The organism is Algoriphagus mannitolivorans DSM 15301, assembly GCF_000429425.1.
In the GTDB taxonomy this organism is placed as follows: domain Bacteria; phylum Bacteroidota; class Bacteroidia; order Cytophagales; family Cyclobacteriaceae; genus Algoriphagus; species Algoriphagus mannitolivorans.
Window position 1 is genome coordinate 196182 of sequence record NZ_AUBV01000007.1, and the last position, 22948, is coordinate 219129.

Sequence of the window (22948 nt, forward strand, 5' to 3'; positions counted from 1 at the left end):
TAGATTAAAGAAGGAAGCTCTTCACCGAATCCTTTGATTTGGTCAATTTGAGCATTACATATTTTTTCAAGCGCACCCAACGATCGAAGAGCTTGATTTCTTTTTTGAAATTCTCTCTCAAAGCTAGGTCTTCCGTATGGTTTTTCTTTGCATTTGGATCATAAAGCATGGCCGTGCAAAGACAGTTTTGACGGTTTTTTGCCATCAAAATCTCATAATTGATGCAGCTTTGGCAACCTTTCCAAAACTCTTGGTCATCCGTCAAGTCTGCATAAGATACAGGAATGTAGCCCAATTCAGAGTTGATTTTCATGACTGCCGCTCCTGTAGTCAATCCAAAAATCTTGGATTCTGGGTATTTTTTGCGGCTGAGTTTGAAGATTTCCTGCTTGATTTTTCGGGCCAAACCATACTTTCTGAATTCCGGAGAAACGATCAAACCGGAATTAGCCACGTATTTTCCGTGCCCCCAGGCCTCGATGTAGCAAAATCCTGCCCAAGTCCCATCAGAAGTCAGGGCAATAACTGCCTTTCCTTCTTCCATTTTGGTTTCGATATAAGCCGGACTTCGTTTGGCTATACCAGTACCACGGGCTTTGGCGGAATTTTCCATTTCCTCCGTGATTTGAGTTGAGTAGGCTTTGTGGGAGGAATCGGCTACGATAATTTTGAAAGAGATTTCTTCCATTGAGTTTGCATGAATGGTCCTTGTCCTCACGGACTTGGCTTTGGGAATGAATAATTTACTTACGGGATTAGGCGAGGGACGTTCTCCACGTGGGAAAACAGGATATGACACAGGGTCAAACCCTAAAAGTAAACCTTGTCCTCCTCAGAGGAGAAAAATTAGGCATAGCAACAGCACTCAACTCTAAGGTGATTTCGTGAGAAGTTTTTGCCGCTATGTCTTTGGTGTAAATCATGCTTTTGAAGGTGCAAATGTTGTACCTCCTTGAATCAATTGCAAGATTTTATTGCAAAAATTTGGCTTTATTCTTGAAATTTTTAAAAAAAAGTAAAAAACAAGGCTGTTTTTTGAAATTATGATGGCATTATTTGGCTTTCTAGACTTAATCAAGAATCTGCCATCTCTTTTAATGCCTTGACTAGCTGATCACAATCTGCTGTGGATGTGTAGATATTCGGCGAAACCCGAACACCTTTCACTCCCGCACCGTCAATTGGGGCGGTGAAGATTTTATACTTTTCCATCAAAACCTTTCCCATGTCTGCCGGAGTATATTTTTCTACCCATACGTTCCCGATTCCGCAGCATCGCTCTGGTTCAATCGGGGTATTGACTTTGATCCCCGGATAATTTCTTACTTGATCGGACCAATATTTCTGAATAAATCTCAGCCTTTCTTCTTTCCTTTTGCTTCCAATTCGATTCTGAAATGCGATAGAATCAAGAACTGTCAAATCTGTGGCGGCAGGATGCGTCCCGATATGATTCAGATATCCGATGGTCTTCAGACCCAGATCAAAAGGAGCTAAAAGAGGCTGAATCTTAGAAATCTTGTCTTTTTTCACATAAAGCAAACCTGCTCCCAGTGGCACACTCAGCCATTTGTGCAGGCTTGATCCGTAATAATCACAGTCCAATTCATGCATGTTAAAGGTAAAATGCCCTACAGCATGTGCTCCATCCAACATGACATCCACGCCCAGCGAGTGGGCCATGTCTGCAATTTTTCGCACCGGAAGAATATGGCCGGTTATGTTCACAATATGCGGCACCATGATCAGCTTTGTCTTTGGAGAAATGGCTTTTCGATAGACCTCTACAATTTCCTCATCGCTTTGCGGATGCATGGGAATATCCACCTTGACTGTCTTGATCCCCCAACGTTTACTGGCCAATTCAAACATGGATTGCATACTGCCATAATCTTGGTTGGAAAAAACTGCCTCATCTCCGGGAGTCCAAGGAAAACCTGAGATGATCAAATCCAATGATTCAGTCGTATTTCGTGTTAAAACAAGTTCCTCCGGATCTGCACCTACCAGTTCTGCCAAAGCTGCGGCAGATTTGGCTTTGTTGGCTACCTGAACCCCTCGCATATAGAAGGAAGCCTGATAATTCACTTCCCGGATATGCCCAATGTATTTCTCCAGAATTTCTTCAGGGAGGAAGCAATAATAGCCGTTTTCGAAATTGAGATAATCCTGTTTGATTCGGTACCCCGCACGGATTTGTTCCCAAATATCCGCTGATTCCCAATTCAATTTTTCAAATGAAAAAGCCTTGGATTTGGCTGGAAATACAGTGCCTCCGATTCCGAAGGCGGCTAGGTATTTTAGAAAGGATCGCTTATTCATTTTCGTATTGGAGGTGGATTATAATACATAGGAAAGTAGCCAGATAATCACCAGAATAATCGCCGTCCACGTAATCCAAGGACGTCTCTTGGGGAATTCAAATTGGCAGATCGGGCAAATCTCTGCTTTTGAATCTATCTCCATGGCGCAGGAAGGGCATTCTTTGGTTTTTAAAGGCATTGAACTCTTTCAGGGAATTTCTGATTTGTCTTTTAAGTAAATAAAAAATGGAATGAAATCCAGCATGATAATCGACTTATTAGGGTTTGCTAAATCTTAAGCGGGATTTCATTTGACTTCCGTAAAAAATCAAAACATATGAAAATCGAAATTTGGTCTGACGTAGTTTGCCCTTTTTGCTATATCGGAAAGAGAAAGCTTGAGAAAGCTTTAGAAAAATTTACACACAAGGATAAGGTGGAGTTAGAGTGGAAAAGCTTTCAGCTAAACCCAGATCAGGTAACTAACCCGGATCTTAACACGCTAGAGCACCTGGCCCAGTCCAAAGGTTGGTCAATGGCCCAAACCCGACAGATAACTTCCAATGTTGTAGAAATGGCGAAAGAAGAAGGCTTGGAATTTGATTTTGAAAAAGCCGTGGTAGCCAACACCAAACGAGCCCATCAACTGATTCACTTGGCCAAAGAATCAGGTAAGCAGGATGAAATGAAAGAAAGACTTTTGAAGGCTTATTTTTCGGAAGGTAAGAATGTCGATGATTTGAATACCCTGATAGACCTTGGAAAGCAGGTTGGGATCGAGGAAGAAAAAATTAAAGTGACGCTTGAATCTAATTCCCTACAAGAGGCAGTAGATCAGGATATTTATGAATCCAGATTGATAGGCGTCAGGGGTGTTCCATTTTTTGTACTTGATCGGAAGTTTGGAATCTCAGGTGCACAACCCGATGAAGTTTTTGACCAAACACTTGAAAAGGCCTGGGCAGAATTTGCCAAAAACAATCCCGTTTTAGAGATCACATCGGGAACTGAGGGAGGAAGTTGCGACCTTGAAGGGAACTGTTAATTCAAAGCATAGACGGAAGACCGAAGCAAAATACTTCCGTCTTCTGTCTCCTGTCTTCCGGCTCCCTACCACACCCCTCTGGCTTTCATTTTTAATGTATAAACTGAGCCCATTGCGGTGATAAAAAGGGTTCTTCGATCCAAAGCTCCAAAAGTTACGTTAGCGGTCCAATTTTCAGGTACTGGAATGTGAGCAATCTGGACCCCGTTTTTATCAAAAACAGTTACTCCTTTTCCGGTAAGGTAGACATTACCCCGATCATCGATGGTCATTCCGTCTGAGCCCATTTCGCAAAATAAAGTCTTATTGATGAGGTACCCGTCTTCCTGAATTTCATATTTCCAGGTTTTCTTGTCGTTGATATCCGCCACATAAAGATACTTTCCATCTGGAGTGCCGATTATTCCATTAGGCTGTACCAAATCTTCCGCTACCCGAAAGAGCTCTGTACGGTCATCAGAGAGAAAATAAACATGTTTTCCATCCTGTTCGGATTCTTTTCCTCTGATCCCTTCCCAATAATCTCTAGGGTAAAGAGGATCGGTGAAGTACAATCCTCCTTTTGGTCTCACCCAAATATCGTTGGGACCATTTAGCTTTTTGCCTTTAAATGAGGAAACCAAAACCTTCTCTTTTCCAGTAAAAGGGTCAATTTCCCAAAGCTCATTATTCAAGTCAGCTGCTGCGATCAGCTTTCCATCCAATTGAAAATAAAGCCCATTGGAACGACCTGCACCATCCTTGAAAAGCGTGATTTGGTTACTGTTGGGATTCCATCTGTAGATTTTATCATTCGGCTGGTCGGTAAAAAAGACGTCACCTTGGCGATTGATGGCTGGGCCTTCGGTGAAGCTAAAGCCATCTTGGACCTTAGTCAATTCGGCGTTTTTGGCTACAATTCCTTTTTTATCCTCGATTTGGGCTATTAGAGAACTTGAGGATAAAATCAATGCGGCCAAGGCCAAGGTGCTTTTGAAATTCATTTTCATAGGTTTAGGGTTGATTGCGTTGCATGACAAAGACTAATTTATTTAAGTCAGGACTATAGGCCATTCGAGTGATTTTTTGGTGGGTAGAGGAGGGTATTTTGCCCAGAGATTTCCATACCGATTCAGTCCCTTTTCGGATAAATATTTCTTCTCCGGAGGCCATCAGCAGATGGTTTTTATCCACCCAAATAAAGTCCTGAGAGTCGGGGAGAGTATATCCGTAATCTTTATACGTCTTCTTTTTGATGTCATAGGAAGAAATGGAGATACTATTTTTATTATCCACTGACTTCTGATCATTTAGATCTAAATAGGATATTTCGGCGCTTTTTGGACGGTTTTTTACACTTCTTCCTACCCAGGAGCAAATCTCCTCCAGATTTCCTTTTCCATGGGCATAAATCAGTTTATTAGGCTCCCCTAAGACAAACATAGCGGCTTTGTTATCATACCAATCGTAATAGCCAACCGGGGCAATGTCATCGTACAGGAGCTCTGCCGGCTCTCCGGTGACTGGATAAAGCCAAAGCCTTTGGGATCCATCCGGTTCAACTACTACTGCAGAAATGTACTGTTTACAATCGGTTAAAGCAGGAGAGTACTCACTTCGATCGGCCGTTTTAGAGAAGTTGGTAAAATTACCGGTTCGGAAACTGTAAAGGATTATGTCATGATTTCCCTTGTTATCAGCAGCCGAAAAAACAAGTTCTGAGTCGTTAATAAAATTGGGTTGGTTGTCGTATTCTGCCCGATTAGTAAGAGTTTTAGCAGATTGGTGAATGAGTTCTAACTTTCCTCCTTTGCCCTGAGTATCTACCACCCAAAGGTCAAAACTCCCTTGAGCCAATGTCGAGGAAGCAATCAAGAAGAACAGAATAAGGTGAATTAAGGTAATTTTTCGCATAGGGTTTTTCCTCGCGGTCCAAATTACAAAATGGCTGGAAAAAGGCTTGGAGATTGTGGTTCTTTTTCATGGTAGGAACAAAAAGCCGAAATTAAACTGTACATTATCGGACATTATTTTGTCCATTAATCACCCAAAAGGAAATCAAAAAGTGCGAATACTTGCTCTAATGGCCTAATTGGTGAGATGGCACCTTTTTCGTACTTTCCCTGACATGAAAGAAAAACTTCATTGGCTTCAACAGATTCCTTTAGAATTGATTTTCTGGATAGGCAGTATCATCGCCATTTTGACAATCAATCCCGAAGCTGTGGATCATTTCAGCCTTTGTCCTTTATACAATCTGGGGTTTAGTTGGTGTCCGGGATGCGGTTTAGGAAGATCGATGAGTTTATTAGCTCAGGGCGAAATTCAAGCATCCTGGTCGATGCACCCGCTGGCCATGCTTGCCTTTGTAGTGATCTTTCACAGAATATGGACTTTAATCAAACACTTAAAAACAACACACAATTATGGCTAATGTATTGAGACATCTCCCTGAATTAGAAGGTATGGAACTGGGATATATCCAGGGATTGATGAAAAATATGGATGAAGATCAAGCCTCTCTTTTTGCTCAAGTCTATAGAGCTCGAAGAAAGGACTCCCAAATGATCCTGATTCTGACCTTGATTGGCTTCTTTGGTTTCGCCGGATTGCATCGTTTTATTCTTGGTCAGGTAGGTTTGGGAATTCTCTATATCCTGACCGTTGGCTTATGCTTCATTGGAACGATCGTGGATTTGGTCAACTATAAGAGTTTGGCTTATGAATATAATGTGAAAATGGCCCATGAAACACTTTCGATGATATCCACTCATTTTCCTAGCTCAGGATCATCTACAACAGAATAAAATCCTCTAACCACTAACAATAGCCTTTGGCGGGGTAAAATCCTGCCAGAGGTTTTTTTTTTACCAATTTTCTTCCTCATCCGACGAACTCCTCAAAAAATCGGTCATTTCTCTTCCTGCTTCGGATAGTAACAAGTGAAACTCCAATAGCAATTTGCCTGCTGATTCCAATTCTTCGAAAGAAGCTTGGGAGACATGAAATGGGAGTTCAATCAAATTTGATGATCCCGAAACAAACGGCGGAGGAGTAGATGAGGAAAACAAATACGGCCATAGCGTTTTTCCACAGCTGATTCCCCAAAAGTCGATGGGATAAGCCTGATAGCTATTGAGCCGTTCATTGATCTCTTCAAAAAACCTTTCTGTCTCAGCAAGTCTAATTCTGGAACCAGCTCTGGATTTTCCCTTGGTGTTCAGGTATTTGATTTGGGATTTTCCCTGCTTTTGACGAACCATGTAAGCACGGAATACTTTATGATCCTCCATCTTTTCATGGTGGAAGTAACCGACTGTGGCTTGGCCAGCTTTTACTAAGCATAGCGAAAAGTGAGGATCGGGATTTTTGATCAATTCCTTACCGGAATCCCATAAATAGGTCCAGGGAAGATATATTTTCGCATACCATTCTGAATGGATATAAAACACCAACTGATGTTTTTCCCTATGGTATTCTACTAAATGGCCAGAATCTTGGGCCCATTGAAGCAGTTTTTGGGTTTGTTCAAATGTAATTTTCTCTGATTGGGGAATTTGCATTATTCCAGAAGGATTTCAAGCTACCTTTGTACAAAGAAATTCAAAAAAACATGCAGGAAGAAATCCAATCCCTTTTCAACAAAATCAAAGATCCCAAAGAAGCAGATGCCTATTATTTTGCAGATAAGCTTGGAAAGCTTGCTGATGAAGAGGCAAAGGACCAATTGATTCAACTGGTAAAAGGAGAAGATTGGGAAATTGCTTATTTGGCATGTAGAGCTTTGTCCAAAACCAGCTGGAATGAAGAAGCCCTGGACGCGATTTTTGAAAAAATATTTGACCGGAAAAACAAATCTTTCCAAGGTGCCTTCGTTCAGATTTTAGAAGAATTTGACTTGAGCAATCGTTTTGTGGATGTATTCAGAGTTTACTTATTTGGAAACTTTAAGGCTTCGACTTTGGCAAAGGACTACCTTGACGGCATAGAATTTGAAATCAGTCCAAGAACGATTAAAAAAGCTGAAAAGCATTGGAATCATTACTTGCATAACCCAGAGGATGAGGGTAGTGTGGAGATCAAAAAATCTGAAGTGGAACCAATGCTAAAGGAAATGAGAGAATTATTTAACTAATCAAAAGCAACTTTTCCGGAAATATTTCATTGAATAGTATATGAGGAGATTAAACGTCATAGGGCTTCATAACATGTTTTTGAATGAACATGGGTTTAGATTTAATCTGGCCAAAATGTCCTTTACGAAAGATTTCCGGGAAGGTCAGCAAGTAATCATCATAGATCTTCATCGATATCCTGAGGAGAGCTTTTTAGAATATCGGATTGGAATCAAAATCAATGCGGTAGAAGACCTCATTCAAAAATTTCTTCCTTCAATTTCAGATTATTTTGAAAGATCGATCACCTTGATCAAAGGAATTGACCAGCTTTCGGATAAATTTCCCCGAAAAATTTCCATTAAATCAGAGGAGGATTTGAGTAAGGCTATCGCGTTAGGTAAAGAGTTTTTTCTGGAAAATGGATTCGATTGGATGGATCAAATGAGTAACCCAGTGATTCTGGAAGGATATTATGCCAATCGGAGAGAAGAGGTATTTAATGCCAATCAATCAGTTTACAACTTATTCCGAGGTGCGACATTGGCTAAACTCTACAAACCAACCGATTATCCAACCATCAAGCAAGCCTACCTTGAGCAGGTAAAGCGAAATGAAATGACTCCGTTTACCATTGCGTTCTTCCTTCAGCTTCTGGATTACTTGGATCATTTGGAAGTTAAGCTTTCCTCTTAACCCCGCGTACTGCCTCTGCCTCAGTTGGATTTTCCGGCCATTCGTGCTTAGGATACCTACGTTTTAGCTCCTTTTTGACTTCAAAATATCCATTTGCCCAGAAGCTTTTCAAGTCCTGGGTAAGCTGTACTGGCTTATATCCCGGGGAAAGCATTTCGATCAAGAGAGACACCTTTCCTTGATTTACTCTTGGTGTATCTAACAAACCGAACAATTCCTGTAGTCTGACTGAAAGCAAAGGTGTCTCACCTTCTGGCTTGTATTCTATCGTAATAAAACTTCCGGAAGGCACTTGAATTTTCTCCGGGGCCAATTGCTGTAATTGTTGCTGCTGTTCAAAGGAAAGGCTATGAAGTAAAAACTGACCTAGATTCAGCTTCTTTAAGTCTTCATTTTTTGAAATGTTGTTCAAATAAGGTTCAAGCCATTTTTCAGCTGATTCACAAAGACTTTCCACAGTCCAATCCGGCCAAATTTGGTCAGGATTCCATTTGCCTAAAGATTGAACTCGATACAAAAGCTGTAAAACATCCTCATTCCAATCCAATAGGAATTCACCTTCTTCCTGAATAGCTTCAAGGATAGCTTTTTTGGCCAACGATTTATCAAAGTCTTTTAGCGGACGGGAACCCAGTAAAATGGCTCCAATTCTGATTTCTGCCTGAGCTATCAAGCCTCCTTTTTTGCGGTCCCATTCCAAAACCTCTTTAGTCTTGAGCATAGGGGCTAAATCTTTTGGATTTAAGGGAGCTGCCAGCCAAATCTTTCCCAAACCTTCTCGGGCATCTAGATGCGCCACGGCCAACCAAGACTCATGGGCAAGATCGTCGCGATGACCTATTTGAGCAATTTTGCCATTGGAAAGCTGGAATTGGGCATTGTTTCCAGGTCTAGCCGCAGCGATCCTTTCGGGATAGGCATACGCGAGAAGCAAACCAGTTGCCCAAGGGTCAATTGGGTCATTTTTAGGCTGTATCCCAAACATTTTTCGGTATTGGGACGCTATCTTTTCGATTTTTTTGATTCTAGCAATACTAACTCCTCGGCTTCGGAATCTCCTCAGCGCCTCGATCCTTAAATTCAAATCTACCCCGGAATCAGGAGGAAGGGGATCCCTTTCTTCCAAAACTGCAGCAATATCCGCAGCCAGTTCCAATTGATTTAATCGCCTAGCATAGTTTAGCATATGGGCGATTCTTGGATGGCAGGGGAGTTGGTGAATTTCTTTGCCGTGCTCTGTTACTTTGCCATCTTCCAAGGCATCAATGGATTCCAAGGTTTTTTCAGCTAAAACGAGTGTTCCCACCGGTGGTGGAGTAAGCCAAACCATTGACCGAATATCCTCTCTTCCCCAAACTTTCATATCCAATACCAGTCCTGTAAGATCGGCTTCCAAAAGTTCCGGAGTTCTATATTCTGAAAGCTGACTTTGTGTGGCTTTGGACCATAATCTATAGGAATGACCGGAAGTCAATCGGCCAGCTCTTCCCGATCTTTGATCTGCAGAGTCCTTGCTGATTCGGTGGAGTACCAATCGGGAAAGACCGGAACGTGGATCAAATCGGTTGGATTTGGCAAAGCCCGAATCCACTACAACTTTCACTCCCTCTATGGTGAGGGAAGTTTCAGCAATGTCTGTGGACAATACTATTTTTCGTTTCCCAGAAGGATGCGGGAGTATGGCCTTTTGCTGCTCTGAAGGGTTTAATTGCCCAAAAAGTGGAACTATCGCATCCTCAGGCAAGGCTCTTTTGAGGATAGATTCTGCTTTCTTGATTTCTCCTTGGCCTGGCAAGAATACCAAAAAATCACCGTCGTGCTTTTTGGTCAAAGGTAGAATCTGCCTTGCTGTATCTTCCCCGATTGCATATTCATCTACCTCATTTAGGTAGTGTACTTCCACAGGATATTGCCTTCCTTGGCTATGAATGACCTCCGTCTCAAGCAACTGACCCAATTGATCTGTATCTATGGTAGCAGACATCAAAAGTATCCTTAAATCAGGCCTTAGGATTTGCTGAACCTCCCTGCAAAGGGCCAAAGCTACCTCGGCATGGAGGTTTCTTTCATGAAACTCATCAAAAATCACCAAGCCTACATCCTTGAGTTCATTGTCTGTATGCATCATCCGGGTCAAAATACCTTCGGTGATTACTTCAAGTCTGGTCTTTTCAGAAATTGCTGATTCAAATCTGATTCGATAGCCGATCGCATCCCCGAGCTTTTCGCCCAACATATTGGCCATTCTTTGGGCAATACTTTTGGTGGCCAGCCTTCTGGGCTCCAGCATGATGATTTTTTTCCCTTGAAGCCAATCTTCACCCAATAAAGCCAAGGGTAAAAGGGTACTTTTCCCGGCACCGGGTGGGGCTTGAATGATAAGGGAGTTTTTTCTTGAAAAATGGTCTTTAACCTGGGGGATGATCTCCGAAACTGGAAGGTCAAAAGAATACGGATCGAATGAGGACATGGACTGCAAAAATAAAAAAGCCATCAGGATTTCCTGATGGCTTCTTGGCATTTTCTGGAAAGATTAATTGGCAGGAGCAATTTTCGCTTCAGCCTTTCCGTATTCCCAACGGATTTCAAATCTGTCTGGCTTCACCTCATACACCAATCTCTCTTCCATATTAGAAGTTTGTTGAGAAGGCACATTTACCCGCAATTGATCTTCTTTGGAGTCATAGTTGAAAGCACCCCATTGCTGAGCGACTTTGTTAAAGATCATCGTAGAGGTTCCTTCATTTGGGATGATGAAAAAGCTGTAAGTACCAGCCGGTAATTTTTGGCCCTCAATCAGAATGTCCTTGGAAGTAGTGAAAGTAGTGGCTTCGTTTGCCCCAGCTCTCCAAACTTGACCCAATGGAACCAAATCTCCCCAGATCATTCGGCCTTTTACAGCAGGAGAGGAGTAGTTAATCGTGATTTTTGATCCTCCTGCGGTACCTTCAGCGGTTTTTGCAGGACTTGCTTTTTCCTGAGCAAAAGAAATGGCAGTTGCCAAGGCAAATAGAAAAAGCGTGGTTAGTGTTTTCTTGAAATTCATGTGACTTAGGTTTAGTTGTTTATTCACTCAAAATTGATTTCCAGTATTCTAAGGGGCAATCATTTCCATAAATGTAAAAAGCCTTTTCCTGAATTTTGGAAAAGGCTTTTTTAAATAATCTTAAATTTTCACCCAAGCTTGTTTCTTGTTACTCTCTACAATCCTTTCGCCGATGATCAACTCTCTTAATCCATCTGCAAAGGTTGGGAAGGTAGGAGAAGCGGGCTGTTTGCCTTCGGCTACGGCTGCATAGACCTCTTTAAACATCTGCTTAGATGTATCAGGAAACCCTTCATTATGTCCTCCAGGGAAACTAACCAAGGAGGAAACTTCCCGGTGAACCAGAGAAGGATCTTTCATCAGCTGTTCATTCGCCTTTTCTCTTTTACCGATCCAAAGTTCATTTGGTCTTTCTGAATTGAATTCAAAATTAGATTTAGAGCCGGCGATTTCGATATTGAGTCTGTTTTTTCGGCCTGCATTCACCTGAGAAACGGTGATAGATCCTTTGGAGCCATTGTCAAAACGTAGCATTACAGTCGCGTGGTCTTCTGTATTGATCGGTACCTCCTGGTAATCATCCATGGTGAGCATTTTCCCAGAATAGGTTTCAATCGGCTTCAAAGGCTTCAATCGGGTCTTATGGACAGTAGAAAAATCTGCCATTACTTCGGTGATTTTTAATCCAGTCACATACTCTGTAATATCAAGAAGGTGGGAACCGATGTCTGCTATTGCTCGGGAATCTCCTGATTTGTCAGGCTCAAGTCTCCAGTTATAATCTGTTGCCAAATACAACCAATCTTGGAGATAGGAACCCATGATATTGAATACTTCACCCAATTCGCCCTTTTCCCGCATCACTTTCATCTGGCGAACCATAGGATAATAGCGAAGATTGAAGTGGACTGCATTGACAAGTCCTGTACTGGCAGCTATTTTCACGAGCTCTTCGGCTTCATGGATTTTGACCGCCAAAGGCTTTTCACAAATGACATGCTTTTCAGATTCCAATACCGCTTTGGCTTGAGAATAGTGTAAGAAGTTTGGCGTACAGATGTGAACTACATCAATGTCATCCTGCTTGAGCATTTCATCAAAAATATAAGCTCTTGGGATGCCCAGCAATTTTGCCTTCTCGTTGGCCAAATCTTGATTGACTTCGACCAAAGCCACAACTTCTACATTAGGAATTCTTCTGAGGGCTTCTAAGTGTGCCGGACCAATAAATCCAGTACCTACGATAGCCGCTTTGATGGTTTGAGACATAGGTTTATTTTGGTTTAATTCAATTTTTAAGGAATTGAAATTAGGAAAAATGATAAGAAATCACTCAAGTCCGTTTCCTCAATTTTTTGAAATCTTGGGTATCAGGGGAAAAAATCTAGGGTTTGATCCACCATTGCTCCCGAATGGTCATTTCTTCCTGAATAAATACCTGTTCTCCGATCTTGGGAATAAAAACTGGAATTCCCAGTTCTTTTCCTTTGGCCAATACTCGTTCGACTGGATCTGTCCAGGAGTGCATGGCCAAAGTGAATGCACCCCAATGAATAGGCATGATCACATTTGCAGCCAAATCCACTCCTGCGAGGGCAGTCTCCTCAGGCATCATGTGGATTTCTTTCCAGTTTTCATTGTATTGACCACATTCTAGCATTGCAAAATCGAATGGACCGTATTTCTCACCGATGGATTTGAAATGGCTTCCGTATCCACTGTCTCCGCTGAAAAAGATATTTTCTTGTCTTCCTTTGATCACCCAAGACCCCCATAGGGTCGAAAAACGATTGTTCAATCCTCTACCGGAAAAATGTCTGGAAGGTGTAAAAGCCAATAAAAGATCCTCATAAACGGTTTCTTCCCACCAATCCATTTCCTGAATTTTCCCTTCATCCACCCCCCAATGTTGCAAATGCGAACCTACTCCAAGGGGAGTGAGAAATTTCTTGGTCTTGTTTTTTAGTTTTTGAACTGAGCCATAATCCAAGTGGTCATAATGGTCATGGGAAAAAATCACCATGTCTATAGTAGGTAGTTTTTCTACCTCGATCGGCAGTTCATTCGAATATCTTTTTTTGCCCAATAAGGGATGCGGTGCAGGAACCTCCCCAAACATGGGATCCAATAAGATGTTTTTTCCATCTATTTGGAGTAGAAATGCAGAATGCCCAAACCACACTAGTCTGGCTGGCTCATGCTTTTTCACCAAATCCAAAGAATCTACCTTGAGCACAGGAATTTCGAAATCGGGTCTAGAATCCGGGTTACTCCTGAAAAATTTGGGTAGCATTCTGATCGCTTTCCAAAAGTCCATGTCCATTGTGGTAGGCATCAGGTTTTGAAACTTTCCTTCTTGGTAATGGGGCAATTGTTCAAATCTTGCTTTTTGTTCAGCGCTGGGTTCTTTCCCAAACTGAGGACTAAAATTGGTAAACATAATAGCAGTAAGTATTACTAGAGAAATAACCGATAATAGAGTCCAAAAGACTATCAGGAATAGCTTTTTAAGCAACTTGGGCATAAATAAATCAAGGTAACTGGAAATAATACAGCTTGGGATTCAAACAGAATTCTGGAAAAAAAGGTCCAAAGCGATCCAAAAAACTTTTTAATCGGAGGAAAGTTGACTCTAAGGAACAGGTAAACAGCAGTCCAAAAGGAATTTTTACCACTTAAAATCAATTCCCGTCAAATTCAAAAATCACCTTTCAAAAAGGCCTGATTTTCTTTATTTTACATTCAAACATATAAACACCCATGGCAAACTATAACCTAAAAATCAACGGAAAAACACATGCTGTTGACGTTGAGGATGATACTCCGCTTCTGTGGGTACTGAGAGATCACCTCGGTCTTGTAGGTACCAAGTTTTCCTGTGGCATTGCCCAGTGTGGAGCTTGCACAGTTCATCTTAACGGAAACCCTACTTTTTCCTGTGTCACCCCTGTTTCCAGTGTTGGCAATTCAGAAGTAGTCACTATTGAAGGACTTTCAGAAAATGGAGACCATCCTGTTCAAAAAGCTTGGGAAGAAATAGATGTCGCTCAATGTGGCTATTGCCAAGCAGGTCAAATCATGACTGCAGCTGCTTTTCTCAAGCAGAATTCAAATCCAAGTATGGAGGAGATAGACAATGCGATGAACAGAAATATTTGTCGCTGTGGAACTTACCATAAGATACGTGAAGCCGTTGCCCAAGCCGCCAAAACCAAATAATCATGAAGACCATAAGCAGAGCAAGCAGAAGAGATTTTCTCAAAATAGCCGGAACAACGGCTGGAAGCTTATTTATCGGATTCAACTGGTTTGGTTGTGATTCTCCGAAAGTAGAAGTATTGAGCACAGAGGAGATTTTAGCTCAAGCCAAATCTTTCAATTCCTACTTGGCAATTTCGCCGACCGGAGACGTGGTGATCTATTCTCCGAATCCGGAACTGGGCCAGAATATCAAGACTTCCTTCCCGATGGTAGTGGCTGAAGAATTGGAGGCGGATTGGGAAAAAGTGCGGGTCGTCCAGGCAAATTTGGACACCGAAAAATATGATCGTCAATTAACCGGAGGATCCGGAGCGATGCCTCACAGCTGGGAAAGACTGAGAAAAGCAGGGGCTACTGCAAAATATGTATTGGTAGCGGCAGCTGCCAAAACCTGGAATGTTCCAGCCGAGGAAATCACCGTGGAAAAAGGAATTATTTCCCACAAGTCTTCCGGTAAAAGTGGGCATTTTGGAGAGTTTGTCACTGAGGCATCCACTATCCAAGCCCCAGAAGAGGTGGCGTTAAAGGATAAAAAAGACTTCAAAATCATTGGTACACCAGTGAAGAACGTGGATGCCAAAGAAATGTACACAGGTAAGCCTTTGTATGGTCTGGATTTTTATCGTGAAGGAATGAAGTATGCCATGGTTCAACGAGCTCCTTTCGGGATGAAAATCAAATCCTTGGACGATGCTGCAGCTAGAGCTGTATCCGGAGTTACGGATGTAGTGACCTTCGGAACCAGTGTAGCTGTGGTAGGTAATTCCACCTGGCCTTTGATGAAGGCCAAAAAGCTGTTGAAGATAGATTACGAAGCAGATGGTCAAGTAGAAGGTACCGTTGATCATGATCAAATATTCAAGGATCTTTTAGCCTCGGGAAAAGCTGAGACGAGAAGAAAAGATGGAAATGTGGAATCAGCTTTTAAAACTGCTGCAAAGGTGGTGAGTGCTGAATACCAGTGTCCTTTCCTAGCACATTCACCCATGGAGCCTGAAAACTTCTTTGCCCATGTGCAGGGAGACAAATGTGAATTAATCGGCCCTACTCAAACCCCTGATCGGGCTAGACAGGCAGCAGCGGATATTTTAGGAATTCCTAAAGAAAATATTACAGTTGAAATTACTCGTTTAGGAGGTGGATTTGGAAGAAGATTGAGAGCAGATTATGCAGAAGAGGCGGTTCATATTTCTAAAGCCATTGGAGCTCCAGTAAAAGTTACTTGGAGCCGTGAGGATGAGTTAACTGGCGGTGCATATCGGCCTGCGGTCCGATATAGATTTGAAGCTGCATTGAATGAATCAGGAGAGATGGTGGGCTATAAGCTTCGAGGTGTAGGAATGAATGCTGGAAATAGTACCCGAGAAAATAATTTCCCATCAGGCGCTGTAGATAATGTCCTGATCGAAAGTGTTAACTACGAGTCAAGCATTACTACCAATGCCTGGAGAGCTCCCATTACCAATTTCTTGGCCTATGCCGAGCAAAGCTTCTTGGATGAAGTAGCTTTGGAGGCTGGAAAAGACCCTGTGGCCTTCCGTTTGGAATTACTAAATCGAGCCAAGTCAAATCCAGTAGGGGAGTTGGGGTATGATGTCGATCGAATGATTTCAGTCGTAGAAACTGCCAGAGACAAGTCTAATTGGGGAAAAGATCCTAATGTAAAGCAAGGATTCTCCGTGTATTTCTCTCATAGATCTTATGTCGCCCAAGTGGCCAATATCGAAATGCAAAGTGGAACTCCTGTTTTGAAAAAAATTACAGCTGTTACCGACTGTGGAGTGGTTGTCAACCCAACAGGAGCAAATCATCAAGTGAGAGGAGGAATAGTCGATGGTATGGGTCATGCGATGTATACCAATTTGACTTTTGAGAATGGTATGCCGAAGCAGAGAAACTTTGATTCTTATCGTTTGATTAGACTAAAAGAAGTTCCTGAAATCGAAACCCATTTCCTAGACTCCGGATTCGATCCAACGGGATTAGGTGAGCCTGCACTTCCTCCTACAGGAGGGGCAATTGCCAATGCCATATTCGCTGCAACCGGTAGACGTTTAAGAAGTCAGCCGTTCATTGAGCAAAAGGAATTTTCAGATATTAAACTGGAAATCAGAAGGGCTTAGAATTTGAAATTGGAGATTTAACCTTCCAAAAGCCTAAAAATCAAAAACGCCTCTAAAATTAATTAGAGGCGTTTTTGATTTTTATAGGATGAATACTTAATCAAATTTCAAATCTTGAAATCTTAAAATTTTTCAATTCAACTTCTCTGCTTCTGCTTTCAAAATCTCATTTTCATCTTCCCTACCGGATTGGATAAAGGTATCAATGCCAGCATTTTTCTCTTGACCCTTTTTCAACAATACTCCCAAGGCCAACATCGCCGCAATTCTGGTTCCCGTTTTTTTCACAGCAGTTCCAAAAAGAGGCTCCAACTCTTCATAAGATATTTCCTCTGCAAATTCCCGGATGGAATTCATGGCCGTCTCAAGCTTTTCTCCAGATAAATTGGTCAATTTCTTTCCAATCTGCTGGATTTCATTGATTGCTTTCTTTTGAGGTTGAGCTGGGGTAGGAGTTGCAGCTTTTGGCTGGTTTTGAGCCTGATTTTGGTTGTTTTGCTTCGCCCAAGTGTCTTTCAGTCCTACTGTTTTGTTGAATATCAATTTTCCATCCTTGGAATCAGGGTCTAAAGTGAAATAACCCAAACGCTGGAATTGATACTTGTCTTCCAAAGTAGCATTAGCCAAAAATGGCTCTAAGTATGCTTCTTGAATCACGTTCAGTGAGTTTGGATTTACAAATTCCAGAAAGCCTTTCTCCTCATGAGAATCAGGAGCTTCGTCCAAGAACAGGCGATCATATTCCCTCACTTCTGCTTTGATGGCATGTGCTATCGATACCCAGTGAAGGGTACCTTTTACTTTTCGCTCACTGGCTTCAGTTCCGCTTCCTGATCTTGACTCAGGATCATAGGTACAATGAATTTCCTGGATTTCACCAAAGGAATCTTTTACAACAGATTCAGCTTTGATGATGTAGGCGCTTTTCAAGCGGACTTCATTTCCCAAAGAAAGTCTGAAGTAGTTCTTTCCTCCATCTTCTTTAAAATCCTCCCGCTCGATGTAGAGTTCTCTGGAGAAAGGAACCTCATGAGTTCCCGAATTAGCTTCCTCCGGATTGTTTTCCAGATGAAGAATTTCAGATTTGCCTTCAGGGTAATTGGTAATGACCAATTTCACCGGATTCAAAACACCCATCACCCGAGTGGCTGTTTGGTTCAAATCCTCCCGGATACAAAACTCCAACAAGGAAACGTCGGTAACATTGTCCCGCTTGGCAATCCCTGCCAAATCGCTGAATTTACGGATGGAAGTAGGAGTATAGCCTCGTCTTCTCAAACCGGAAATGGTAGGCATTCGAGGGTCATCCCAGCCGGCAACGACTTTCTTTTGCACGAGTTCGAGCAGCTTTCGCTTACTCATTACGGTATAACTTAAGTTTCTTCGGGCAAATTCCCTTTGCTTTGGGCGAAGTTTGTTTGGATCAAGAATTTGATCCAGGTACCAATCATACAGTTCGCGGTGTGCTTTGAATTCCAGGGTACAAAGGGAGTGAGACACTTGTTCGATGTAATCAGACTCTCCATGGGCCCAGTCATACATCGGGTAAATACACCACTTGGAACCAGTTCTATGGTGATGTGCATTGATGATTCGATATAGGATCGGATCTCTCATGTGCATGTTAGGCGAGGCCATATCAATTTTCGCCCGAAGGACATAGCTTCCTGCAGGAAATTCCCCGTTTTTCATGCGCTCAAATAGCTCTAGGCTTTCCTGAACCGGCCTATCCCGATATGGACTGGCCGTTCCCGGTGTGGTTGGAGTACCTTTTTGAGCCGCTATTTGCTCAGAAGTCTGCTGGTCTATATAGGCTTTGTCATCTTTAATCAGTTGTACTGCCCAAGCATGCAGCTGATCAAAATAATCCGAGGCATAGCATTCATTTGCCCAACGGAATCCCAACCATGCGATATCCCGCTTGATGGCATCCACGTATTCCTGTTCTTCTTTAGAAGGGTTGGTGTCGTCAAACCGAAGATTGACAGGTGCTTGGTATTTTTCACCCAGACCAAAATTCAAGCAAATTGAGGCTGCATGGCCAATATGAAGATACCCGTTGGGTTCTGGTGGAAACCGAAAGCGTAATTTTTCTTTCGGAAAACCTGCCGCCAAGTCTTCTTCAATGATATGTTCTATAAAATTCAGGGATTCTGTAGATTCTTTCATAATCAGATTAAAGGCCCAAAAATACTTCAATTGAGAGGAAATGCAACCAAAAAACAGGGAAGACTAAAGATGGAAGACGGAAGTCCGGAGAGGGAAGACTGCTTCTTGCCTCTAAAATCTAAAATCTAAATCTCGTCCATCTCCCGACTCGGCCAATAGGCTCCGGTAAGGATAAGTTTTTCCTGCTCTGGATCTATTTGAAAAGTCACCTTCATGCTTTCTTAAGCTTGGTCATGAATGGCCAGACAGGCATTGAAATGAACCAAATCAAACTCCAAAACCATTCTTCCTGAGATATTTGACTCAAATTCAGGATTTCCTCTAAGTGCAACATTCTCTGCTACCGCACCTTCCTTTTTGTAGTAATAGGAAAGAAAAATCCCAAGTTCTTTTTGGTGTATCTGAAGCAATTGGAGCAAGCCTTCCTCAGTTTGTTGGGATTTCGGAAATTCAAAAGTCCAGGTTTCCTGCATAGCCGTTGAGTTTGTTTTCTTTACCAAAGGTAAATTTATGAGCCATGGATCCCGCCTTTTCTTTTAATTTAATCCCTTGAAATCCGGAAACATCTTTAGCATCAAGATTTGGATGGCTGACACACTCTTTTTGCTTTCAGAATATCCTTCAAAACTTTCTACCTCATGAATTACCCCATATACTTGGACTACAATGCAACCACACCTTGTGCTCCTGAGGTGATTGAAGCTATGTTGCCGTATTTTGGGTCGCACTTCGGAAATGCAGCCAGCAAGAGCCATCCCTATGGATGGGTGGCTGAAAACGCAGTGGCAGAAGCAAGGGAGCATATTGCGAATTTGATCGGAGCAAAGTCCAAAGAGATCATTTTTACTTCAGGTGCCACAGAAGCTATCAATTTGGGAATCAAAGGAATTTTTGAATCCTATTTTGGGGAAAAACAGCATTACATTTCTTGCGTGACTGAGCATAAGGCAGTTTTGGACACTTTGGCTGAGATGGAGAAAGAGGGTGCAGAGATTACCCTTCTACCTGTTAATTCTTCGGGAGAAATCTCTTTGGAGGAATTGGAAAAATCCATTTTACCTCATACCAAAATGATTTGCCTGATGTGGGCAAATAATGAGACAGGCGTGATTCACCCCATTGAAAAGGTTGTTGAAATCTGTGAAAGGAAAAACCTGATCTTTTTTACGGATGCAGTTCAGGCAGCTGGAAAAATACCTGTTTTCACTAAAGGAATTCACCTGATGGCCATTTCAGCTCATAAATTGTATGGGCCCAAAGGCGTAGGAGCACTTTATGTTCGGCACAACCATTCCTTACCCAAGCCTCTGGCACAAATCCACGGAGGAGGCCATGAAAAAGGAATGAGAAGCGGGACCTTGAATGTGCCTGGAATAGTGGGTTTTGGAAAAGCTGCCGAACTTAGGTTGGAGGAAATGAAATCCGAAGGACAACGATTGGAACTGCTTCGAAATAAGTTGGAAAGCGAGATTTTGGAAATAACTGGCACGATTCTGAATTCTGGTCAAACTCACAGGCTTCCCCACGTTTCCAATATATCTTTTGAAGGAGTAGAAGGGGAGGAACTTTTGAAAAAGGTCAATCAGAAAGTTGCTGTCAGTTCGGGTTCTGCTTGTACCTCGATATCCCCAAAACCCAGTCATGTCTTGGCAGCAATGGGATTGTCCTCGGATTTGGGTCGGGCTTCCATCCGCTTTTCTCTGGGAAAAAATACTACTGAATCGGAGATTGAGATTGCTCTAAATTGGGTGAAAAAAGTGGCTTCAGAGTTAAGGATGCTTTGAAAAAACAAATCTGAGGTTATAAAATTAGAACTTAAATAGTTTAGCATCAGTATATTTAGGTTATGGAAACCAAAAAGCCAGAGACTGTCGACGAACCTGAAGCAGAATACGGAATGTATTCTTATGCAGACTATCTGACTTGGCCGATCGATGAAGTAGTAGAATTGATCAAGGGAATTCGATTTAAGAAGGCTGCGGCTGCACCCAAGAGAATTCATCAGCGGGTTTCTTTAAAACTTGCCACCAAGCTATTCACATTTCTAGAAGGCAAAAAATGTCAGGTATATGATGCTCCCTTTGATGTGCGATTCCTAAAAGGATCCAAAGAAGACCACAAAATCCATGACGTCGTCCAGCCGGATATCTGCGTGATTTGTGATCCTGAAAAACTGGATGAAAGAGGATGCCTAGGCGCCCCTGATTTGATTGTGGAAATCCTTTCTCCAGGAAACAATAAAACTGAGCTCAAGCATAAATACAAGCTCTACGAATCTCATGGTGTCAGAGAATATTGGATCATTCATCCTGAAAACCAGAACCTGATGATTTATACTCTGGTAAATGGAGGTTATGTCCCTTCCCGTTTGCTCACATCTGGAGACGTGGTCCTGTCAAGTGTGCTTGAAGGCTTTGCATTAGACTTAGAGGATTTTTTTAAGGATATCGAGTAGGGCTAGCTCAAAGTTTTCACAGATAAATCATCTGAGCTCATCTTAGAAATCTGTGAGAGAATCTAATTTTCTCAAATCCTCTTCCGTATCCAAATCAACCGATCCACCGGGGAATTCAATAGAAAAGACATCTTCAGGATGTCTTAGGATCACTTTTTTCGCTCCATCAGATCCTTTGAGCTTCAGCATTTCCTGAAAATACTTTTGATCAAAAAGGGCGGGTACCCCCAAGGTGCCAGCATAGGAACATGCCACAATTCCTTTTCCACTATTTTTCTTCTCCTGAATCAAGCGATCCAAAATTTCTGAGTATACAAAAGGCTGGTCCACAAGCATCAAAATCACCTGATCGGTATTCTCCTTTTCCATCAGATACCTAAGCCCAGCCTGCATGCTGCTAGCCATTCCTTGTTCCCAATCGGGGTTATTTACTTGAGGGATTTTCCCGGCTTCAAAACCGGTTTTGATCAATTCCGGATTCCAACCAAGCACCACCACCAATTCCCCGGCCTTGCTCTTTTTCGCCTCATCAATGGCTCTTTGGATTAACGTTTTCCTCTCTATTTTCAGCAATTGTTTGGGTCTCCCCAACCTGGATGAAGAGCCTGCAGCTAATAGGATGATTCCGGTTTTCATGGACTAATTGTGGATCGGGCCTTCCTTTTCCCGTAAAAAAATAGGTTTCTTGAAATTAAGCACCGCCTTTATCTCAGCAAGAATCGATAAGGCAATTTCCTCGGAAGTTTCTGCTCCGATTTCTAGCCCAATAGGTGCATAGATATTTTCCATACCCACCTCGATCCCTTTAGTGTTCAAGCGCTGGACTAATTTCTCAGTCTTTCGTTTGGGGCCTAAAATCCCGATATAAGGAATCATGCAGGTTAATAGTTTTTCCAAAACCACTGCTTCGTATTCGAAATTATGAGTCATTAACAGCGCTACTGTATTCAAATCGGTCTCCAGTTGGGAGATAATTTCTTCAGCAGGCCCTTGAATAATCTGTTTTGCTGTTGGGAATCGAGCTGGGGTTGCCAGGTTTTTTCTACCATCTATCAAAACCAATTCGAACCCCAGAATTTCAGCCATTTTTGCCAAAGGCTGAGTGTCATTCCCAGCTCCAAAAAGTAAAATTCTTGTAGCAGGCTTGATTATCTCAAAAAATACTGAAATATCCTCCAGCTCCGAGAAGTTCTTGATTTCGCTTTGGCTTTGGTCAAAACTTTGAATTTCATGTTTGAGCCTAAGCCAAAGCTGAGGAGAAATCCGTTCAGACTTTCCAAATTCATGGATTCCTTTTTTCAAAAAAACTGTTCCGATTTGTTCAGATTTGGATCTTGGAATTGAGAATATCGAAAGCAATAAGCAGGTTTCCCGATCTTTTAAGGACTCTTTGATCAGTTCTACAGGGTTTTGAGGATCATCCAATTGAATAGGTTCGATCAGCACATGGATTATTCCATTGCATCCTAAGCCAACACCAAATTTCTGGTCATCCTCATCAGTAGTGTCGTAGGTGACTACCATGGATTTTCCCTGAAATATCACAGTTTGGGCTTTTCTTAATGCATCACCTTCCAGACATCCACCGCTGATTGCCCCTGTCAAAGAACCGTCCTCAGTTACCAGCATTCTTGCTCCAGGTCTTCGATAAGCCGATCCGTCAACTTGTACTACCGTCGCTAAGGCCATATTCCTTCCTTCGGACTTTGCTACTTCATAGGCATGGACTATTGAATGAAGTTCTTTCATGAGGGGT

The 22948-nt window shown here is 42.2% G+C and carries 22 protein-coding genes; 9 read left to right on the forward strand and 13 right to left on the reverse strand.

What is annotated here, in order from left to right:
* Nucleotides 1-4: 4 nt before the first annotated feature.
* Both G458_RS0109130 and G458_RS0109145 read right to left on the reverse strand, forming a co-directional pair.
* Complete coding sequence (locus tag G458_RS0109130) at nucleotides 5-688, reverse strand: GNAT family N-acetyltransferase (RefSeq protein ID WP_026951639.1); 684 nt, start codon at nucleotides 686-688, stop codon at nucleotides 5-7.
* Between the two features lie 386 nt (nucleotides 689-1074).
* Complete coding sequence (locus G458_RS0109145) at nucleotides 1075-2322, reverse strand: aminotransferase class V-fold PLP-dependent enzyme (RefSeq protein WP_026951640.1); 1248 nt, start codon at nucleotides 2320-2322, stop codon at nucleotides 1075-1077.
* Nucleotides 2323-2640: 318 nt separating this feature from the next.
* Here G458_RS0109145 and G458_RS0109155 point away from each other — a divergent pair, with 318 nt between their 5' ends.
* On the forward strand, nucleotides 2641-3348 hold the full coding sequence (locus G458_RS0109155; protein WP_026951641.1) for a DsbA family oxidoreductase: 708 nt from the start codon (nucleotides 2641-2643) through the stop codon (nucleotides 3346-3348).
* Nucleotides 3349-3413: 65 nt separating this feature from the next.
* On the opposite strand, the gene G458_RS0109160 is transcribed toward G458_RS0109155, so the two are convergent.
* Together G458_RS0109160 and G458_RS0109165 are read right to left on the reverse strand one after the other, a co-directional pair.
* Nucleotides 3414-4331, reverse strand: a complete 918-nt coding sequence (locus G458_RS0109160) for an SMP-30/gluconolactonase/LRE family protein (protein WP_026951642.1) — start codon at nucleotides 4329-4331, stop codon at nucleotides 3414-3416.
* Nucleotides 4332-4341: 10 nt separating this feature from the next.
* Nucleotides 4342-5241 carry a TolB-like translocation protein gene (locus G458_RS0109165; protein ID WP_026951643.1) on the reverse strand — a complete coding sequence of 300 codons (900 nt, stop codon included), beginning with the start codon at nucleotides 5239-5241 and terminating at the stop codon, nucleotides 4342-4344.
* Nucleotides 5242-5455: 214 nt separating this feature from the next.
* On the opposite strand from G458_RS0109165, the gene G458_RS0109170 reads away from it, so the two are divergent.
* Both G458_RS0109170 and G458_RS0109175 read left to right on the forward strand, forming a co-directional pair.
* A complete protein-coding gene (locus G458_RS0109170) occupies nucleotides 5456-5761 on the forward strand; it encodes a DUF2752 domain-containing protein (protein WP_026951644.1) in 306 nt (101 codons plus the stop codon).
* Nucleotides 5754-6134, forward strand: a complete 381-nt coding sequence (locus tag G458_RS0109175) for a TM2 domain-containing protein (RefSeq protein ID WP_026951645.1) — start codon at nucleotides 5754-5756, stop codon at nucleotides 6132-6134. Before G458_RS0109170 ends, G458_RS0109175 begins: the two co-directional genes overlap by 8 nt.
* A gap of 60 nt (nucleotides 6135-6194) precedes the next feature.
* Here the strand turns inward: G458_RS0109175 and G458_RS0109180 are convergent, their stop codons facing one another.
* Nucleotides 6195-6890: a hypothetical protein gene (locus G458_RS0109180; protein ID WP_026951646.1), complete on the reverse strand. Its 696-nt coding sequence runs from the start codon at nucleotides 6888-6890 to the stop codon at nucleotides 6195-6197.
* Nucleotides 6891-6940: 50 nt separating this feature from the next.
* Between G458_RS0109180 and G458_RS0109185 the strand changes: the two genes are divergently transcribed.
* Both G458_RS0109185 and G458_RS0109190 read left to right on the forward strand, forming a co-directional pair.
* Nucleotides 6941-7462: a HEAT repeat domain-containing protein gene (locus tag G458_RS0109185; protein WP_026951647.1), complete on the forward strand. Its 522-nt coding sequence runs from the start codon at nucleotides 6941-6943 to the stop codon at nucleotides 7460-7462.
* A gap of 40 nt (nucleotides 7463-7502) precedes the next feature.
* On the forward strand, nucleotides 7503-8138 hold the full coding sequence (locus tag G458_RS0109190) for a hypothetical protein (protein ID WP_157359738.1): 636 nt from the start codon (nucleotides 7503-7505) through the stop codon (nucleotides 8136-8138).
* On the opposite strand, the gene hrpB is transcribed toward G458_RS0109190, so the two are convergent.
* The 4 genes from hrpB to G458_RS0109215 form a co-directional block, all read right to left on the reverse strand.
* Nucleotides 8122-10659 (reverse strand): ATP-dependent helicase HrpB, encoded by a 2538-nt coding sequence (gene hrpB, locus G458_RS0109195; RefSeq protein ID WP_245579252.1) that lies wholly within the window; start codon nucleotides 10657-10659, stop codon nucleotides 8122-8124. The two genes, G458_RS0109190 and hrpB, sit on opposite strands and share 17 nt — an antisense overlap.
* Before the next feature lie 12 nt (nucleotides 10660-10671).
* A complete protein-coding gene (locus G458_RS0109200) occupies nucleotides 10672-11184 on the reverse strand; it encodes a DUF2911 domain-containing protein (RefSeq protein WP_026951650.1) in 513 nt (170 codons plus the stop codon).
* Between the two features lie 120 nt (nucleotides 11185-11304).
* Entirely contained in the window at nucleotides 11305-12453 is a 1149-nt protein-coding gene (locus G458_RS0109210; RefSeq protein ID WP_026951651.1) for a Gfo/Idh/MocA family protein, read from the reverse strand.
* 115 nt (nucleotides 12454-12568) lie between these two features.
* Nucleotides 12569-13624 (reverse strand): MBL fold metallo-hydrolase, encoded by a 1056-nt coding sequence (locus G458_RS0109215; protein ID WP_245579253.1) that lies wholly within the window; start codon nucleotides 13622-13624, stop codon nucleotides 12569-12571.
* A 320-nt stretch (nucleotides 13625-13944) separates the two neighbouring features.
* Here G458_RS0109215 and G458_RS0109225 point away from each other — a divergent pair, with 320 nt between their 5' ends.
* Both G458_RS0109225 and G458_RS0109230 read left to right on the forward strand, forming a co-directional pair.
* Nucleotides 13945-14403: a (2Fe-2S)-binding protein gene (locus G458_RS0109225; protein WP_026951653.1), complete on the forward strand. Its 459-nt coding sequence runs from the start codon at nucleotides 13945-13947 to the stop codon at nucleotides 14401-14403.
* 2 nt (nucleotides 14404-14405) lie between these two features.
* Nucleotides 14406-16568: a xanthine dehydrogenase family protein molybdopterin-binding subunit gene (locus G458_RS0109230; protein ID WP_026951654.1), complete on the forward strand. Its 2163-nt coding sequence runs from the start codon at nucleotides 14406-14408 to the stop codon at nucleotides 16566-16568.
* Between the two features lie 132 nt (nucleotides 16569-16700).
* On the opposite strand, the gene G458_RS0109235 is transcribed toward G458_RS0109230, so the two are convergent.
* Nucleotides 16701-18737 (reverse strand): glutamine--tRNA ligase/YqeY domain fusion protein, encoded by a 2037-nt coding sequence (locus tag G458_RS0109235; protein WP_026951655.1) that lies wholly within the window; start codon nucleotides 18735-18737, stop codon nucleotides 16701-16703.
* A gap of 221 nt (nucleotides 18738-18958) precedes the next feature.
* The gene (locus tag G458_RS20500) at nucleotides 18959-19210 is read right to left on the reverse strand and encodes a hypothetical protein (RefSeq protein WP_245579254.1); all 252 of its coding nucleotides are present in this window, start codon (nucleotides 19208-19210) and stop codon (nucleotides 18959-18961) included.
* 165 nt (nucleotides 19211-19375) lie between these two features.
* Here G458_RS20500 and G458_RS0109250 point away from each other — a divergent pair, with 165 nt between their 5' ends.
* Nucleotides 19376-20521 (forward strand): cysteine desulfurase family protein, encoded by a 1146-nt coding sequence (locus G458_RS0109250; protein WP_026951656.1) that lies wholly within the window; start codon nucleotides 19376-19378, stop codon nucleotides 20519-20521.
* A gap of 62 nt (nucleotides 20522-20583) precedes the next feature.
* Nucleotides 20584-21192 carry a Uma2 family endonuclease gene (locus tag G458_RS0109255; RefSeq protein WP_026951657.1) on the forward strand — a complete coding sequence of 203 codons (609 nt, stop codon included), beginning with the start codon at nucleotides 20584-20586 and terminating at the stop codon, nucleotides 21190-21192.
* A 42-nt stretch (nucleotides 21193-21234) separates the two neighbouring features.
* Here G458_RS0109255 and G458_RS0109260 read toward each other — a convergent pair whose 3' ends face one another.
* A complete protein-coding gene (locus G458_RS0109260) occupies nucleotides 21235-21828 on the reverse strand; it encodes a nucleotidyltransferase family protein (RefSeq protein WP_026951658.1) in 594 nt (197 codons plus the stop codon).
* Nucleotides 21829-21831: 3 nt separating this feature from the next.
* The gene (locus tag G458_RS0109265; RefSeq protein WP_026951659.1) at nucleotides 21832-22941 is read right to left on the reverse strand and encodes an XdhC family protein; all 1110 of its coding nucleotides are present in this window, start codon (nucleotides 22939-22941) and stop codon (nucleotides 21832-21834) included.
* Nucleotides 22942-22948: the final 7 nt, after the last annotated feature.

Coding starts and splice junctions, on each gene's coding strand:
- G458_RS0109130 (WP_026951639.1), bottom strand. CDS start 688: ATGGAAGAAATCTCTTTCAAAATTATCGTAGCCGATTCCTCCCACAAA.
- G458_RS0109145 (WP_026951640.1), bottom strand. CDS start 2,322: ATGAATAAGCGATCCTTTCTAAAATACCTAGCCGCCTTCGGAATCGGA.
- G458_RS0109155 (WP_026951641.1), top strand. CDS start 2,641: ATGAAAATCGAAATTTGGTCTGACGTAGTTTGCCCTTTTTGCTATATC.
- G458_RS0109160 (WP_026951642.1), bottom strand. CDS start 4,331: ATGAATTTCAAAAGCACCTTGGCCTTGGCCGCATTGATTTTATCCTCA.
- G458_RS0109165 (WP_026951643.1), bottom strand. CDS start 5,241: ATGCGAAAAATTACCTTAATTCACCTTATTCTGTTCTTCTTGATTGCT.
- G458_RS0109170 (WP_026951644.1), top strand. CDS start 5,456: ATGAAAGAAAAACTTCATTGGCTTCAACAGATTCCTTTAGAATTGATT.
- G458_RS0109175 (WP_026951645.1), top strand. CDS start 5,754: ATGGCTAATGTATTGAGACATCTCCCTGAATTAGAAGGTATGGAACTG.
- G458_RS0109180 (WP_026951646.1), bottom strand. CDS start 6,890: ATGCAAATTCCCCAATCAGAGAAAATTACATTTGAACAAACCCAAAAA.
- G458_RS0109185 (WP_026951647.1), top strand. CDS start 6,941: ATGCAGGAAGAAATCCAATCCCTTTTCAACAAAATCAAAGATCCCAAA.
- G458_RS0109190 (WP_157359738.1), top strand. CDS start 7,503: ATGAGGAGATTAAACGTCATAGGGCTTCATAACATGTTTTTGAATGAA.
- hrpB (WP_245579252.1), bottom strand. CDS start 10,659: ATGCCAAGAAGCCATCAGGAAATCCTGATGGCTTTTTTATTTTTGCAG.
- G458_RS0109200 (WP_026951650.1), bottom strand. CDS start 11,184: ATGAATTTCAAGAAAACACTAACCACGCTTTTTCTATTTGCCTTGGCA.
- G458_RS0109210 (WP_026951651.1), bottom strand. CDS start 12,453: ATGTCTCAAACCATCAAAGCGGCTATCGTAGGTACTGGATTTATTGGT.
- G458_RS0109215 (WP_245579253.1), bottom strand. CDS start 13,624: ATGTTTACCAATTTTAGTCCTCAGTTTGGGAAAGAACCCAGCGCTGAA.
- G458_RS0109225 (WP_026951653.1), top strand. CDS start 13,945: ATGGCAAACTATAACCTAAAAATCAACGGAAAAACACATGCTGTTGAC.
- G458_RS0109230 (WP_026951654.1), top strand. CDS start 14,406: ATGAAGACCATAAGCAGAGCAAGCAGAAGAGATTTTCTCAAAATAGCC.
- G458_RS0109235 (WP_026951655.1), bottom strand. CDS start 18,737: ATGAAAGAATCTACAGAATCCCTGAATTTTATAGAACATATCATTGAA.
- G458_RS20500 (WP_245579254.1), bottom strand. CDS start 19,210: ATGCAGGAAACCTGGACTTTTGAATTTCCGAAATCCCAACAAACTGAG.
- G458_RS0109250 (WP_026951656.1), top strand. CDS start 19,376: ATGAATTACCCCATATACTTGGACTACAATGCAACCACACCTTGTGCT.
- G458_RS0109255 (WP_026951657.1), top strand. CDS start 20,584: ATGGAAACCAAAAAGCCAGAGACTGTCGACGAACCTGAAGCAGAATAC.
- G458_RS0109260 (WP_026951658.1), bottom strand. CDS start 21,828: ATGAAAACCGGAATCATCCTATTAGCTGCAGGCTCTTCATCCAGGTTG.
- G458_RS0109265 (WP_026951659.1), bottom strand. CDS start 22,941: ATGAAAGAACTTCATTCAATAGTCCATGCCTATGAAGTAGCAAAGTCC.